Raw genomic sequence first — 14,070 nt, 5'->3', positions numbered from 1 at the left:
CACGTTTATGGTTCCACAGGCTCACCATGACATAATAAATAACCGCGCAATGACGGTTAATAGGGAATTTAAAAAATGAAAAAAGCAATGTTTGATTATAAAGCTCCGGTAAGCCTCATCAAATATTGCTTTTTTTTTGTGCTGATAATTGCCTCGTTCAAGGTATCGGCACAAAGTAACCGGGGCAAAGTACAAGTGGTAGCGCCGCCGTTATTTGATACACTGCTTGCCAAACGCGCCATACTTAACAAAGGTGGCGGCGGCGGTACCTCAGGCTACTCGTCATCTTATGGCTACAGGGTGCAGATCTATAGCGGCAGTAACCGTTCGTCGGCATTTAACGCGCAGGCAAAATTCAACAAAGAGTTCCCGGAAATGCGCACCTATATCGTATACCGCGAGCCCAACTTTAAGGTACGTGCCGGTGATTTCCGCACCCGCATAGAGGCCGAACGCATGAAGGAGCAACTAAAGCCCTGGTTCCCGGTAATGTTTATCATTTCAGAAAAGATCAACCCACCCAAAACCGTTATCAGTAATGATTAAGGAAAAGATACAGCAAACAGCGAAAAATATTTTTGAGGATGTAGTGGCTAACCGCAGGCATTTGCATTCGCATCCCGAGTTATCTTTCCACGAGGTGGAAACATCGGCGTTTGTAGCAAGGAAACTTGAAGAACTTGGGTTAGAGTATCATAAAATGGCTAACACAGGTTTGGTGGCCTTGTTAAAAGGCGATAAACCGTCTGACCAAGTGGTGGCCTTGCGTGCCGATATGGACGCGCTGCCCATATTAGAAGCTAATGATGTACCGTACAAATCGCAAAACCCGGGTGTAATGCACGCCTGCGGGCACGATGTGCATACCTCATCGCTATTGGGTGTAGCTAAAATATTAACCGGCCTGAAAAGTGAATTTGGCGGTACAGTTAAATTTATTTTTCAGCCTGCAGAGGAGAAACTGCCGGGCGGTGCAAGCCTTATGATACAGGAAGGCGTATTAGAAAACCCAAAGCCGGCAGCTGTAATAGGCCAGCATGTAATGCCGCTTATTGATGCGGGTAAGGTAGGTTTCCGCGCGGGTAAGTACATGGCATCCACCGATGAGCTTTACGTTACTGTAAGGGGCAAAGGCGGCCACGGTGCGCAACCGCAACAAAATGTAGACCCTGTTATTATCACAGCGCATATCATCACAGCCCTGCAAACTATCGTTAGCCGCTATGCTGATCCAAAGAGCCCGTCGGTGTTATCTTTTGGTAAGGTGATCGCCAATGGTGCTACCAATGTTATACCAAACGAGGTTTACCTGGAAGGCACGTTCCGTACTATGGACGAAAAATGGCGTTCTGAAGCCCATATAAAGATCAAAAAAATGGCTGAGGGTATTGCCGAAAGCATGGGCGGCAGCTGTGAGTTTAATATTATGAAAGGCTACCCCTTCCTTATAAACGAAGAAAAATTAACTGCCAGTACCCGGGCCCATGCCGAAGAATACTTAGGCAAAGAGAACGTTCTTGACCTGGATATATGGATGGCTGCCGAAGATTTTGCATACTATTCGCAAGCCGCAGATTCTTGCTTTTACCGACTGGGTACGCGTAACGAAAGCCGTGGTATTACGTCATCTGTACACACGCCAACCTTTGATGTGGAAGAAAGCGCGCTGGAGCAAAGCGTAGGTCTGATGGCTTACCTTGCGGTAAAGCAGCTGGGGAATTGACTTAGAAGTTCATAGTCAATGGTTCATGATCATAGCAGATCGGGGCCTATACATGAACCATCGCCTATGAACTATGAACAAAAAAATTCTAATCGCTTTCTGTTTTCTTTTCTCCGCTTTCAGCTCGCACGCGCAGCAGGTCCCCCGTTTTAATCCCGATACAATTCTTACAATCGTAATCGATTCGGCAGTTAACATCCGATCGCACCGCTTAAATACCCAAGATTTTATTGACGCTGTGATGAACGATACCAGCTTTTATAAGGCGTTTCAAAACATGAAAAGCTACGCCTTTACTGCCGAGAATCGCATTTATACCTACGATAAAAAGAACAAGGTTAATGGCAAGGTTTACCGCAGGTTATTGCACAGTAACATCGCCGGTAAACATCATATTGAGTACACAGCAAAGCGCGATAGCGGCAATGTTTTTAAAAAGAATGGCAAGTACCAATTATATACGGCAGAGATGTTCGACTATATTTTTATGAATGCCTACAACTCCGATTTTGTAAAGAGCGAAGGCACATCAGCTGAGAATAAAAGTAAGAACGAAGGCTACAAAGCCAAATTAAAAACCCTTGTATTTACACCAGGCAGGAAAGTGCCGGGCATACCGTTCATCAGCAGTAAAACAGAGATCTTCGGGCCGGAGCTAAGGCAGTTTTACACCTATGAATTTGCACGAGGGAAATATCTGGACAGCATACCTGTGTACCGTTTTAAAGTAAAGCGCAAGCGAAGCACCAGCGCTGATGATGTGATGATACAGGAAATGACCACCATTTTCGACGTCAATAACTTTGAGATATTGGGTCGATACATCGATATGAAATACAGCAATATGCTGTTTGATTTTAATGTGCAGATGAATATTGAGCTAAACAGGTTTAACGAGCAACTCCTACCTGTAAAAATTAGCTATCAGGGTAACTGGGACATTCCATTCCACAAAGAAGAACGCGCCAGCTTCCTGATCGTGCATAAAGACTATAAAAAGGAGTGATATCGCATTATCACATCAATCTGACAATCGCACGGAATTAGTTCCTAATTTTGCCACCTCCAAACAAGGGACGCTAAATGAGATACGTAACAGACAAAAACCGCGGCATTAGCGCCATACTGGCGTTCATGATCATCCCTATTTCGGGCTTTGCGATGGATGTTTATGTGCCTTCGTTCCCATCTATGGTTCAGGACCTGCATATACCCATTTCAAGCGTCCGCCTCACCATGACTATCTTCCTGATCAGCTATGGCGTGTCGCAGCTATTTGTGGGGAGTATCAGTGATAGCTATGGTCGTTACAGGCTTTGCCTCTGGTCATTAGTCGCGTTTATAATCACTAACATCGTAATAGTGCTCACCAAAAGCATCGAAGTGATATTTGTGATGAGGGCTGTACAAGGCGTGGTAATTTCCATCATTATGGTATCCAAACGGTCGTTATTTATTGATGCCTTTACAGGTGATAAGCAAAAGCATTATACCAGTTTGCTCTCGGTAGTATGGTCATCAGCGCCGGTTATAGCGCCTTTTTTAGGCGGATATTTGCAACATAGTTTTGAATGGCGGGCCAACTTTTACTTTCTGGCTATTTACGCGTTTGTGATGCTACTTTTAGAGCTACGTTACAGTGGCGAAACGCTTAAGGAGATGAAAGCATTTCACTTAAGCAGCGTTGCCGATACCTATAAGAAGATGATCGGCACGCCGGATTTTGCTTATGGTATTGTGGTGCTGGGCTTAAGTTACTCTATGGCTATCATCTTTGGCATGTCGGCCCCATTCCTTATTGAAAATGTATTCCACTACTCGGCAGTTGCCACAGGCTATGCGGCACTAAGTTCGGGGGTGGCTTTACTACTTGGCGGGATGTTAAGCAAATACCTCATAGCCCGCAACTTTATGGCTAAGCTTACCATAGCCAATTTTGTGCAAGGCGCCTTTGCCGTGGCGATGTTTATTACGGCAGGAATGTTCAATAGCATCTTCCCTATCATGTTTTTTGTGGTGGCATTACACTTTCTGATGGGTTTTATCTACAACATTTACTTCACCTATTGCCTTACCCGCTTCCCCGAGAACGCTGGCATATCCGGTGGTATCACCAGCGGCGGCGGGTACATTGTTACATCCATTTTTAGTTACGCCATTGCCAGCAGTATCAACATTAACAGTCAGCGTACTTTTGCTATCAGCTATATGATCCTCATTGTATTGATAGGTGTGATGTTGTTGTTTTTAAGAAGATATTTAAATAAGCCTAAGCCGGTAAATACGCTTATGCAAGAAGCTTAGCCCTTTCTGCTACCTTCTTTATCACCTCATTTCTTTTCAACAACAAGGCTGTCATATATCTTTTGAGAAAGAGCCAATTAGCCAGTTTTCCTAATAAGCCTAATGGGGACGCGAAGATAAATTCATCCCGCATGATGGTTTGCTTATCATCGCCGATAAAATAGTGTTTGTGTGTGAAGCTTTTGAAAGCACCCTCGATCATTTCGTCGGCAAAGTAATTGGGCGAATCAAACTCGGTGATTTTTGACGTGAGGTTTTGCCACACCCCAAAATGCTTTGCCCGCCAGGTAACAGTTTCTCCCGCTCCTATCAGTCCGCTGGTGCGGCCTGCAATGGCGCGTTCCCCCGTGTGGGCGGTTGATGCTACATGCACATCAATATCTCGCGATACATCGAAACACCTTTGCGCCGGAGCGTTTATGATTGTTGTTAAGACTATTTTGGACATCGAAAAGCAAATTAAAAAGCAAAAAACGCCGATTATAAATAATCGGCGCAATCTTTAGAATCATTTAAATCAGCGATTTAAAATTCCGCGTTCTTCGGGAACCTTGGAAAAGGGATCACATCGCGAATGTTGCCCATGCCGGTAACAAACAGCACCAAACGCTCGAACCCTAAACCGAAACCGGCGTGCGGGCACCCCCCAAAACGGCGTGTATCCAGATACCACCATAGTTCGTCTTTAGGGATGCCTATCTCGTCCATACGTTGTTCCAGCTTATCCAAACGCTCTTCACGTTGCGAACCGCCTACAATTTCGCCAATACCCGGGAAAAGGATATCCATTGCGGCAACGGTTTTGCCGTCGTCGTTCTGGCGCATGTAAAATGATTTTATTTCTTTCGGATAATCTGTAAGGATCACCGGTTTTTTAAAGTGTTTCTCCACCAAATAACGCTCATGCTCAGATTGAAGGTCGGTACCCCAACCCTCTATCAGGTATTGGAATTTCTTCTTCTTGTTAGGGGTAGATTCTTTTAAGATCTCGATAGCCTCGGTATAAGTAAGGCGCTCAAAATCGTTATCTAAACAAAACTGTAATTTCTCTAACAAAGTAAGTTCCGAGCGCTCGTTCTGAGGTTTTTGTTTTTCCTCTTCAAGCAGGCGTTGGGTTAAAAATTCAATATCATCCTTATTTTTATCCAACGCGTACCGGATAACGTATTTTAATAAATCTTCGGCCAGATCGGCATTGTCTTTCAGGTCATAGAATGCCATCTCCGGCTCTATCATCCAAAACTCCGCAAGGTGGCGGGTAGTGTTTGAGTTCTCGGCACGGAAGGTAGGGCCGAACGTATAAATATCACTCAGGGCCATCGCGCCAAGCTCACCCTCAAGCTGACCGGAAACAGTTAAATTTGTAGATTTTCCAAAGAAATCTTGTTTGTAATCAACCTCGCCGGTATCGGTACGTGGTACGTTGGCCAGGTCAAAGTTGGTTACGTGGAACGCTTCACCTGCACCTTCAGCGTCAGACTGCGTAATAACCGGCGTATGCAGGTAAACAAAGCCACGCTCCTGGAAGAAAGTATGTATAGCGAAAGATAGCGTATTGCGTACCCTGAAAATAGCGCCGAAGGTATTGGTGCGAAAACGTAAATGCGCAATTTCGCGCAAAAATTCGAGACTGTGCTTTTTAGGCTGTAGCGGATATTTTTCCGGGTCGCTGTCACCTAAAATTTCAATGCTTGTTGCCTTTACATCAACACTTTGGCCTTTACCTAATGATGCTACCAGCCTGCCGCTAACGCTAAGCGCCGCGCCTGTGGTAATGCGTTTTAATATTGCAGGATCGGTGTTTTCAAAATCAACAACAATTTGCAGGTTGTTATTGGTAGAGCCATCGTTTAAAGCAATAAACTGGTTGTTACGAAAAGTACGTACCCAACCTTTAACAGTTACATCAATGTCTACTTCGCCGCTTTCAAGCAGTGCTTTAATTTTTGTACGAGTGCTCATGTAATAATTATTAGAGCGACAAAAATACAATTATTTGCTAAAAAGCCCCTCCCGTAAGGGAGAGGCTTTAAAAATTCTTGATTTGTTATTTAATTATCTTGGCAGGTAAATTAAAAAATTGCCTTTTGTAAATTTAACGCTATCAGGATAAATGCTGGATGCTGTAGGGAATGTGCGCTTAAATTTTAAAGTGAACTTACCGGCAATAGCCTTCGCGGTAGAATCCACTTCGGTTACTTCAAGCGTGCTGCCTGCGGCAACGCCGGCACTATAACGGCTTACAGTATCGTTGCCTATAATTTGATAGTACTTTGCCTGATTGCCGGTTAATGCATAAGTACCTTTACCGGTGTATTTAATGTGCATTTTAATACCTGCATCGCGGCCAAGACCTAAAATGGATATCGAATCGGTTCCTACCTTTTTGCTGAAAGGCTCGCCGTAAACAGATAAGCCATTACGCTCGGCAACAAAATACTGCTGGTAACCTGTGCGGCAGCAATTGTCGTCGTTTTTTAAGCAGGCGCTAAATAAAAGTGTTATAAGAGCCAGTGAAGTAAATGTTAACTTTTTCATGTCGGTATTTTTAATGTGTTAGTTTATACTATACGTTAAAAATATTACCTATGATACAGTCGATAGAAAAAATTGGATCTTATTGGTTTCTAGTGAGCCACCCATTATCATCCATCCAAATCTTAGCCCAGTCAAACCATTTGGCTTTGCTGGTTGAATTGATGAGCCCAAAGCCATGCCCTCCAGCGGGGAACAAGTGCATTTCGGCTTTTACTTTGTTTTTTAAGAGCGCCTCATACATCAGTAAAGCGTTTTCTACAGGCACTACATTGTCATCTTCGGCATGTACAATAAATGTGGGTGGAGTATTGGCCGTTACCTGCTTTTCGTTAGAATAAAGATCTATAAGATCCTGGCCTGCATCTTTACCTACCAGATTCTCGCGCGATCCAACGTGGGCTTTTTCGCCGAAGGTAATCACCGGATAAATGAGCATCATAAAATCCGGGCGAACGCTGATGTTATCTTTGTTATAAATAACAACTTTATTGAAATGCGTCCCCGCTGTAGCCGCGAAATGCCCTCCCGCAGAAAAGCCAATAATACCTACACGATTGGGATTTACGCCCCACTTGGCGGCATCCTGCCTGACTATTTGTATGGCACGCTGTGCATCTTGTAGCGGACCTATGGTTTTATCAACCATAATACTATCACTTGGCAGGCGATATTTTAGCACGAATGCTGTTACGCCTATTTTATTAAATTCCTTCGCGATATCTATCCCTTCATGCCCCGATGCAAGGCCCAAGTAGCCGCCACCCGGACATACAATTACCGCAGTGCCGTTAGCGGTGCCTTTTTGAGGTAAATATGGTGTTAACGTTGGGTTTGTAACTTTAAAGATCCAAAACTTGTCGTTCTTTTCTGCATAGGTAGCTGGTGCGGTTTTACTGTTGGGTACACCTTTAGGATACAACGGAAATGGCTTCTGCTCCTGGCTAAAGACTGTAGTTATAGTGGCGGTCAAAATTAGCGCGGTTAAAATATGCTTTATCATTACAGTTGAAATTGATACAGGCAAGTTACAATTTACATCAATAAAAACGATGCTGTGGTGTGCAGCATCGTTTGATATATATTGCGTTATTCCCTCTTAAAGAAGGGATATTATATTATTTACCCTTTCGGCCCGCCAAACTCCATCAGGTAGGCTTTTAGGAATTCATTCAGGTCGCCATCTAAAACGGCGGCGGCGTTTGATGTTTCATGATCGGTACGCAGGTCTTTAACCAGTTTGTAAGGATGCAGCACATAGTTGCGGATCTGCGAACCCCATTCAATCTTCTTCTTACTCCCCTCAATGGCATTGCTTGCTTCCTGGCGCTTGCGCATCTCTATCTCATATAACTGAGATTTAAGTAAACGGATGGCATTTTCTTTATTTTGTAACTGCGAGCGCGACTCCTGGTTTTTTATAATAATACCCGATGGTTTATGGTATAAACGTACCGCAGTTTCTACCTTGTTTACGTTTTGCCCGCCCGCACCACCCGCGCGGAAAGTTTCAAATTCGATATCCCCGGCGTTTACCTCTATCTCAATGGTATCATCAACCAGCGGATAAACATAAACCGAGGCAAATGATGTATGGCGTTTGGCATTTGCGTCAAACGGAGAAACACGTACCAGGCGGTGAACACCATTTTCGCCTTTTAAGTAGCCGTAGGCAAAGTCGCCCTCCAGTTGCAGGGTAACCGTTTTTACACCAGCAACATCGCCCGGCTGGTAATCCTGCTCAGTTACTTTGTAGCCATTTTTTTCGCCCCACATAATATACATGCGCATCAGCATACCGGCCCAGTCGCAGCTTTCGGTACCGCCGGCGCCTGCCGTAATTTGTAGTACCGCGTTAAACTGATCTTCCTCGGCGCTAAGCATGTTTTTAAATTCAAGCTCTTCTACCGCGGTAACCGCCTGCGCATACTGCTCGTTCATTTCGGCCTCGGTAGCATCGCCACTCTGGAAAAACTCGAATAATACGTTGGTATCTTCTACAACCGAAACAACTTTCTGAAAAGCGTCGGTCCATACTTTTTTTGTTTTGATGGATGCCAGGACTTTTTCGGCTTCCTTAGGATGGTCCCAAAAATTTGGCCCTAAGGTTATGTCCTGTTCTTTCTGCATAGCATCGAGTTTGGTATCGATGTCAAAGATGCCTCCTCAGGGAAGTTGTTCTATCCCTTAAATCCTGCATGTTCTCTTTTGTCATAATGGCAAATATATGAAAAGAGGCCCAATGCAAGAAGCTGAAAGCCGAAAGTGAATTATCGCTTACGGTTTCAGCTTTAGTCTTTTTGCTTTTATCTTAGGCTATACGCATTTGGTTTAATAGCGTACCCATATCTGCCACATTGTTACCACTAACGTTTGATAATATGGTACTCAATGCAAACTCTTTGTTCTGCCCGGCTTTTGACTGTTCCATTAGTTCGTGCATTACTGTAGGTATCAACTCGTCGGCAATTTTCAAAGCTTCGGTGGTGCCAATGTTATAAAAATTGTTAAGCTTATTTGCAAAACGGTTAACCGTGCTGTGAATAAGCGGGTTTTCATATATGGCCGAAAACTGAAAGTATTTCACCAGATCTTTTAATTTACCACTATCCATCTGGTTTTTTAATACCTCAATGATAGAGCTTGACGCCTCGTTTATCACCGCCTCGCGGTGCTCTGCAGGCACTACCGGGTTGTTCATAACAGATGCACCGGCGTTGTTTTTTACGAGCAAAAAGAGTTTTTCGAACATGGTATATGTATTTAAAAAAAACGAATTAAGGAAATGATGAAAAAAGCCTGGTTTATTTACTAACCACTCAAATATATCGAATATTTATTTTCAGTTTCTAAAAACTAATAAATATTTGTTATTAAAATGACAATTATATAAGTGTAAAACAAACACTATGTAGGGGTTGTTAATAACTGTCTAAATAACACCAAACTGTCCTTTTTTCACATTTAATACCGGGCTCAGTTTTAACTTGTTATTTTTACAGAAAACATCACAACTATGCTGCCAAATATCGATTTTACAAGCACCCAGTCGTACAAATACTTAACCGATCATTATATTGATATCGTATCAAAAAGCCTGAAGGAATTATTTGAAACTGATAATCAGCGCTTTGAAAAATTCTCACTTCAGTTTGAGGATATTTTGGTGGATTACTCCAAAAACCGTGTTGATGAGCAAACGCTTGCGTTATTGCAGCAATTAGCACGTGAGTGTGGTGTAAACAAGGCAATTGAAGCCATGTATTCCGGCGAAAAGATCAATGTTACCGAAGACCGCCCTGTGCTGCACATTGCCCTGCGTAACCGCAGCAATACCCCAATTTTGGTTGACGGTAAAGATGTAATCCCGGATGTGAACCGCGTGCTTGATCATATGAAGGAATTTACCGAAGCCATCATCAGCGGCAGCTGGACCGGTTATACGGGCAAAGCTATAACAGATGTTGTTAATATTGGTATAGGCGGCTCTGACCTTGGGCCGGTAATGGTTACCGAGGCGCTAAAAGCATACAAGAACCACCTTACCATGCACTTTGTATCTAACGTGGATGGTACGCATATAGTAGAAACATTAAAAAAGGTTGACCCCGAAACCACGTTGTTTTTAATTGCCTCCAAAACATTTACCACGCAGGAAACAATGGGCAATGCGCACAGCGCCCGCGACTGGTTCATTAAAAATGGCGGTAAGGACGAGGACGTGGCCAAGCACTTCGCGGCACTATCTACCAATAGCGAGGGTGTTGCCAAATTCGGTATAGATACTAAGAACATGTTTGAGTTTTGGGATTGGGTTGGCGGCCGTTACTCTTTATGGAGCGCCATAGGCTTATCTATCTCTTTAAGCATTGGGTTCGATAATTTTGCGGCTTTGCTTGATGGGGCACACGCTATGGATAATCACTTTAAAGATGCGCCCCTTGAGCAAAACATACCAGCTATTTTAGCGCTGATAGGTATTTGGCACAATAACTTTTTTGAAGCAGAAACAGAGGCCATTCTCCCATACGACCAATATATGCACCGCTTTGCGGCATACTTCCAGCAAGGCGATATGGAGAGCAACGGTAAGCATGTAGACCGTAACGGCAAACATGTAGATTACCAAACCGGGCCTGTTATTTGGGGCGAGCCGGGTACCAACGGTCAGCACGCTTTTTATCAACTGATACACCAGGGTACAAAACTCATCCCGTGCGATTTTATAGCGCCGGCACAATCGCACAATCCGCTTGGCGAGCACCACAACATGCTGCTATCAAACTTTTTTGCCCAAACCGAAGCTTTAATGAACGGCAAAAGCGAAGAAGAAGTGATTGCCGAATTGAAGAAAGCCGGTAAAAGCGACGAAGAAATTAAAAAGATAGCGCCATTTAAGATTTTTGAAGGTAACCGCCCTACAAACTCTATACTGGTTAAAAAAATAACCCCGCGCACATTGGGTAGCCTGATAGCCATGTACGAACATAAGATATTCGTACAAGGCATCATCTGGAATATCTACAGTTTTGACCAATGGGGTGTTGAGCTGGGCAAGCAGTTAGCAGGCAAAATACTACCGGAATTGAAAGACGATGCTGAAGTAACCAGCCACGATTCGTCAACCAATGGTTTGATCAATCAATACAAAGCCTGGAGATAAACTTTTAGGTTTTATCAGGAAGTAAATAACCTGTATTTTAAGAGGAGAAATCTTCTGCGAGTGATAAGCTTTAAACTTACATTACGTAGAAGGGTTCTCCTTTTTTTATTTAAACGCAAACAAAACATTTATAAAGTTGGCCGGATAAATTGTTGTTATTACATATTGTGACTACATATCTAATTGCAAATCATCGTGCTCTTCCGGGGCATGTAATTGATAATATAAAGAACCCGCTGCAATGCAAATGCAGTTAGATACCATCAAATAAAAAAACTCGTTATAAACATCAAAAACAGGAAAGAATACTGCGAAAGTTCCGAATGTTAATACTACGCCAATGGATGCTATAATGTATTTCATCCACCGGTTTACAGGGAAATTAGATGTTATGGTTGCAATAAGCAAAAAGAAAAGCAGCCAGGTAATTATGGAGAAGATACCGCCAAACACTACACATATTGCATACGTTTCAATTTGTTGATCAAAAAAGGTTTCAATAGTCCGGTAACTTTTGCCAAACATAGAAGCCTCAACAACGAGGAACATAAGTGGCGCCAATGCAACACTGGTTAACCATATTTTCAGGCTATAAAGGAATGGATTTGCTTTCATCTGCTTGTGGTTAATTTCCGTAATTAAAAATCATGGTCTTATGATTTGCCGGGGCCGCGGTTATGGCTTGGATGGTTTTCTTGTACTTATACTGCATCTTTTTCACATACATATCAAACGTTACCCCACCGGCTATAAACAGCTTTTTGTGAGCATGCCAAACTAACAGGGATGTAGCATGGAAGAAGTGCTTGTAAGCCACCTTTCGCCAGCTTTTAGCAAAATTTGATTTGCCTTCAAAAATGATAGCCAGCCGTTCCGTCTGGAAAGTGATGTGCGGGGCTTCGTCTATCAGAATATCGGTACAAATGTCCTTAAGCAACCGGCATTGAGTGGCATCTTTAAGGGCCTGGTAAAAGATCTGTGCGGTACTTTCTACTACAATAACGGCAAGAGTCCATATCTCCATACTGGTGTTCATGTAACGCACTTTTCTGAATAGCGTATCGCCCCAATCTTTTTTTACACGCTTTTGGCCAATCTTATCAATGTAACGCCCTAGGTTGTTGCCATGCTTTTGCTCTTCTTTAATAAATAACCCAACTGCATCCACATAATCAGGGTCGCCAATGCGGTAAGCGTATTTGATTGATGCGGCTATAAGGTGCTCGCCTTCGGATGTTTCGCCCAGTTGCCAAGCCTGTAATGATGGTAGGATGGCGGCAATCTCATCCTGCGTAATAGTAGGCGCGATTGTCCAGTTCACTCTCTTTTGGCGGGCATTTGCCTGGAAATACCCTATCCAGTAATAACTTGTATGCATAAGATTTGATGTTTATGTTTTTGAACCCGAAACAAAACGGATCAAGGAATGAAAAGAATGGTTAGACATCCTGAAAATTCTTTGATTCGTTTAATGCGGTTCTATGATTTGTTAATGCTTGTCCCAGTTAATTTTGCGCGAGAAATACATGAGCAGGGCTGTTATAATGAACAGAGCTATACTTCCTATCATTAAGGCCAGTTCTTCCAGTTGAATGATAACAAAAATGAAGATGTAGATAATGGACAGGATGAGGCCGAACAAGGCCGCCGCCCCTTTATTTTTGAGTAGCGATGAGATGAATACCGACACCAGCCCAATGGTTGCTACGGAAGCAATAATATAAGCGGTGTTGTAACCTACCTGCTCCGAAAACGACAGCAGCAGGATATAATAAATGATCATAGCCGCACCAATGAGCACATAATTAAAAGGGTGGATACGTTGCTTGCGAATGATTTCGGTAAGAAACAACGATACAAAGGTTAGCAAAACTATAAGTATGGCGTATTTGCTTGTACGGGTAATTTTTTGATACTGGTCCACAGGTAATATCAGCTTCACACCAATCGAGGCGTCGTTCTGTTTTTTCTCAGCACGGAACATGGTATTATCTGCCACCCATTGCTGCGGGTATGGGCGGTTATAATACAGCATCCGCCATTTCCCAAAAAAGCCATTTGCATCTACCTTGCTATCATCAGGCAGATTACGGCCCTGGAAACTTGGGCTTTCCCATTTGCCGCTCACTTCTACATCGGTAGTTTTACCCAGGTGTAAAAAGTTTAGAGATTGGCTTCCTTTAAGTTCAAGCGTGTAATTAAAATCAAAAGCACCATCCGCTATCGCGCTTAAGTTTACGGTGGCCTGTAAACCATTGTTGAACAGGTCACTATCGGTAAATGATGGCTGAGCGGTTAATTTCATCCCACCCGCAGTAATTACCGGGTTGGTCTTTAACCCTTTCAGGTCGGATATGCTGAACAGCAAGCGGGCTTTATCTAATAGTAACCTGTCGGGCGAAATAGAGAACATCCCCAGGTCGGCCTTGGCAAAATTCCCTTTGATGTTAATGGTTGAATTGTAAATAACAGTTTCGAACATGCCGCGATGGCGCTTTTGTGGTTGCAATACGGCTTTGATATTCAGGTTTTCAGGCAATATGTAAAGGTTTTCCACCACCTCTTTAGTAACTGGTTTATTATCGGTTCCGTTGTAGTTTACCGTCTTGCGGTAAGGTATCATTAATACGGGGCCTTTAACGGTTTGCGCGCCCGACCATTGGCTGGCAATATCATCTGCCACCTCCTGCTGCCGGCCGGCGCGTTCGCGGATGAGGTCGTCTATTAATGATGATGGTATGAGCAACACCAATATTAAAAAGCCAATAAAAGCTAATTTAACCGTGATTGATTCCCTGAACCAATCCATTACACTTGTTAAAGCCGATTTTTGTTCTTGTATCAT

At 43.3% G+C, this 14,070-nt stretch carries 14 protein-coding genes; 5 read left to right on the top strand and 9 right to left on the bottom strand.

Annotation, left to right across the window (positions count from 1 at the left end; genetic code table 11):
* Nucleotides 1-75: 75 nt before the first annotated feature.
* The 4 genes from ACFQZI_RS01375 to ACFQZI_RS01360 all read left to right on the top strand — a co-directional run bounded on the left by ACFQZI_RS01375 (nucleotide 76) and on the right by ACFQZI_RS01360 (nucleotide 4,027).
* Nucleotides 76-546 carry an SPOR domain-containing protein gene (locus tag ACFQZI_RS01375; RefSeq protein ID WP_377137611.1) on the top strand — a complete coding sequence of 157 codons (471 nt, stop codon included), beginning with the start codon at nucleotides 76-78 and terminating at the stop codon, nucleotides 544-546.
* The gene (locus ACFQZI_RS01370; RefSeq protein WP_377137609.1) at nucleotides 539-1,723 is read left to right on the top strand and encodes a M20 metallopeptidase family protein; all 1,185 of its coding nucleotides are present in this window, start codon (nucleotides 539-541) and stop codon (nucleotides 1,721-1,723) included. Before ACFQZI_RS01375 ends, ACFQZI_RS01370 begins: the two co-directional genes overlap by 8 nt.
* Nucleotides 1,724-1,796: 73 nt before the next feature.
* The gene (locus tag ACFQZI_RS01365) at nucleotides 1,797-2,729 is read left to right on the top strand and encodes a hypothetical protein (protein ID WP_377137607.1); all 933 of its coding nucleotides are present in this window, start codon (nucleotides 1,797-1,799) and stop codon (nucleotides 2,727-2,729) included.
* Nucleotides 2,730-2,806: 77 nt separating this feature from the next.
* A complete protein-coding gene (locus ACFQZI_RS01360; RefSeq protein WP_377137605.1) occupies nucleotides 2,807-4,027 on the top strand; it encodes an MFS transporter in 1,221 nt (406 codons plus the stop codon).
* On the opposite strand, the gene ACFQZI_RS01355 is transcribed toward ACFQZI_RS01360, so the two are convergent.
* The 6 genes from ACFQZI_RS01355 to ACFQZI_RS01330 form a co-directional block, all read right to left on the bottom strand.
* Nucleotides 4,011-4,475, bottom strand: coding sequence for an SRPBCC family protein (locus tag ACFQZI_RS01355; protein WP_377137604.1), 465 nt, complete (start codon nucleotides 4,473-4,475; stop codon nucleotides 4,011-4,013). The two genes, ACFQZI_RS01360 and ACFQZI_RS01355, sit on opposite strands and share 17 nt — an antisense overlap.
* 77 nt (nucleotides 4,476-4,552) lie before the next feature.
* Nucleotides 4,553-5,989 carry an asparagine--tRNA ligase gene (gene asnS, locus ACFQZI_RS01350; RefSeq protein ID WP_377137602.1) on the bottom strand — a complete coding sequence of 479 codons (1,437 nt, stop codon included), beginning with the start codon at nucleotides 5,987-5,989 and terminating at the stop codon, nucleotides 4,553-4,555.
* A 93-nt stretch (nucleotides 5,990-6,082) separates the two neighbouring features.
* A complete protein-coding gene (locus ACFQZI_RS01345) occupies nucleotides 6,083-6,565 on the bottom strand; it encodes a hypothetical protein (RefSeq protein ID WP_377137600.1) in 483 nt (160 codons plus the stop codon).
* Between the two features lie 79 nt (nucleotides 6,566-6,644).
* Nucleotides 6,645-7,565, bottom strand: coding sequence for an alpha/beta hydrolase (locus ACFQZI_RS01340; protein WP_377137598.1), 921 nt, complete (start codon nucleotides 7,563-7,565; stop codon nucleotides 6,645-6,647).
* Between the two features lie 119 nt (nucleotides 7,566-7,684).
* Nucleotides 7,685-8,777 (bottom strand): peptide chain release factor 2 gene (gene prfB, locus ACFQZI_RS01335; protein WP_377137596.1). Its coding sequence is split into 2 segments (ribosomal slippage): nucleotides 7,685-8,716 and nucleotides 8,718-8,777, totalling 1,092 coding nucleotides; the frame shifts between segments, so codons are not numbered across the junction.
* Nucleotides 8,778-8,873: 96 nt separating this feature from the next.
* Entirely contained in the window at nucleotides 8,874-9,314 is a 441-nt protein-coding gene (locus tag ACFQZI_RS01330) for a hypothetical protein (RefSeq protein ID WP_377137594.1), read from the bottom strand.
* 264 nt (nucleotides 9,315-9,578) lie between these two features.
* On the opposite strand from ACFQZI_RS01330, the gene pgi reads away from it, so the two are divergent.
* A complete protein-coding gene (gene pgi / locus ACFQZI_RS01325; RefSeq protein WP_377137592.1) occupies nucleotides 9,579-11,225 on the top strand; it encodes a glucose-6-phosphate isomerase in 1,647 nt (548 codons plus the stop codon).
* Between the two features lie 171 nt (nucleotides 11,226-11,396).
* Here pgi and ACFQZI_RS01320 read toward each other — a convergent pair whose 3' ends face one another.
* The 3 genes from ACFQZI_RS01320 to creD form a co-directional block, all read right to left on the bottom strand.
* Nucleotides 11,397-11,840: a hypothetical protein gene (locus ACFQZI_RS01320; protein ID WP_377137590.1), complete on the bottom strand. Its 444-nt coding sequence runs from the start codon at nucleotides 11,838-11,840 to the stop codon at nucleotides 11,397-11,399.
* Nucleotides 11,841-11,850: 10 nt separating this feature from the next.
* Nucleotides 11,851-12,603, bottom strand: coding sequence for a ferritin-like domain-containing protein (locus tag ACFQZI_RS01315; RefSeq protein WP_377137588.1), 753 nt, complete (start codon nucleotides 12,601-12,603; stop codon nucleotides 11,851-11,853).
* A 111-nt stretch (nucleotides 12,604-12,714) separates the two neighbouring features.
* Complete coding sequence (gene creD, locus ACFQZI_RS01310) at nucleotides 12,715-14,070, bottom strand: cell envelope integrity protein CreD (RefSeq protein ID WP_377137586.1); 1,356 nt, start codon at nucleotides 14,068-14,070, stop codon at nucleotides 12,715-12,717.

Origin of the sequence: Mucilaginibacter lutimaris, from assembly GCF_042676625.1 — a bacterium.
Lineage (GTDB): Bacteria > Bacteroidota > Bacteroidia > Sphingobacteriales > Sphingobacteriaceae > Mucilaginibacter > Mucilaginibacter lutimaris.
The sequence above is the reverse complement of the archived record's forward strand: the minus strand, read 5'-3'. Positions and strand labels throughout refer to the sequence as shown.

Coding starts and splice junctions, on each gene's coding strand:
- ACFQZI_RS01375 (WP_377137611.1), top strand. CDS start 76: ATGAAAAAAGCAATGTTTGATTATAAAGCTCCGGTAAGCCTCATCAAA.
- ACFQZI_RS01370 (WP_377137609.1), top strand. CDS start 539: ATGATTAAGGAAAAGATACAGCAAACAGCGAAAAATATTTTTGAGGAT.
- ACFQZI_RS01365 (WP_377137607.1), top strand. CDS start 1,797: ATGAACAAAAAAATTCTAATCGCTTTCTGTTTTCTTTTCTCCGCTTTC.
- ACFQZI_RS01360 (WP_377137605.1), top strand. CDS start 2,807: ATGAGATACGTAACAGACAAAAACCGCGGCATTAGCGCCATACTGGCG.
- ACFQZI_RS01355 (WP_377137604.1), bottom strand. CDS start 4,475: ATGTCCAAAATAGTCTTAACAACAATCATAAACGCTCCGGCGCAAAGG.
- asnS (WP_377137602.1), bottom strand. CDS start 5,989: ATGAGCACTCGTACAAAAATTAAAGCACTGCTTGAAAGCGGCGAAGTA.
- ACFQZI_RS01345 (WP_377137600.1), bottom strand. CDS start 6,565: ATGAAAAAGTTAACATTTACTTCACTGGCTCTTATAACACTTTTATTT.
- ACFQZI_RS01340 (WP_377137598.1), bottom strand. CDS start 7,565: ATGATAAAGCATATTTTAACCGCGCTAATTTTGACCGCCACTATAACT.
- ACFQZI_RS01330 (WP_377137594.1), bottom strand. CDS start 9,314: ATGTTCGAAAAACTCTTTTTGCTCGTAAAAAACAACGCCGGTGCATCT.
- pgi (WP_377137592.1), top strand. CDS start 9,579: ATGCTGCCAAATATCGATTTTACAAGCACCCAGTCGTACAAATACTTA.
- ACFQZI_RS01320 (WP_377137590.1), bottom strand. CDS start 11,840: ATGAAAGCAAATCCATTCCTTTATAGCCTGAAAATATGGTTAACCAGT.
- ACFQZI_RS01315 (WP_377137588.1), bottom strand. CDS start 12,603: ATGCATACAAGTTATTACTGGATAGGGTATTTCCAGGCAAATGCCCGC.
- creD (WP_377137586.1), bottom strand. CDS start 14,070: ATGATACAAGAACAAAAATCGGCTTTAACAAGTGTAATGGATTGGTTC.